Below are 347 nucleotides of genomic sequence, written 5' to 3'. Positions count from 1 at the left end.
AGCCAAGGTTGATCAATACAGTGAGTTCAACATGGACGCAATCCCTTGGAGAACAACATGCCTTTTGTCAGTGTGCGCATTACCCGTACGGGCGTGACCCGTGAGCAGAAAGCCCAGGTCATCGCCGAAATCACCGATACCCTGGAAAGGGTGCTCGGCAAGGCGCCGGACCTGACCCATGTGGTGATCGAGGAGATCGATACCGATAACTGGGGACACGGTGGCCTGAGCACCACCGAAATTCTGAAGGCCGAATCCAAACTGTAGGAGCCGGCTTGCCGGCGATCCAGGCAGCGCGGTCCGGCAGGAGATCGCGTCGATACCATCGCCAGCAGGCCGGCTCCCAT

Annotated in this window: 1 protein-coding gene; it reads left to right on the top strand. The window is 58.8% G+C overall.

Annotated elements, in window-relative coordinates:
• The first annotated feature begins 57 nt into the window (after nucleotides 1-57).
• Nucleotides 58-267: a 4-oxalocrotonate tautomerase family protein gene (locus HX773_RS25345; RefSeq protein WP_176973802.1), complete on the top strand. Its 210-nt coding sequence runs from the start codon at nucleotides 58-60 to the stop codon at nucleotides 265-267.
• The last annotated feature ends 80 nt before the right edge of the window (nucleotides 268-347 follow it).

It is taken from the genome of Pantoea sp. B9002 (genome assembly GCF_013385945.1).
Classification (GTDB): Bacteria; Pseudomonadota; Gammaproteobacteria; order Enterobacterales; family Enterobacteriaceae; genus Pantoea.
Note: the sequence above shows the minus strand (reverse complement) of the source record. Positions and strands in the feature narration are given on the sequence as shown.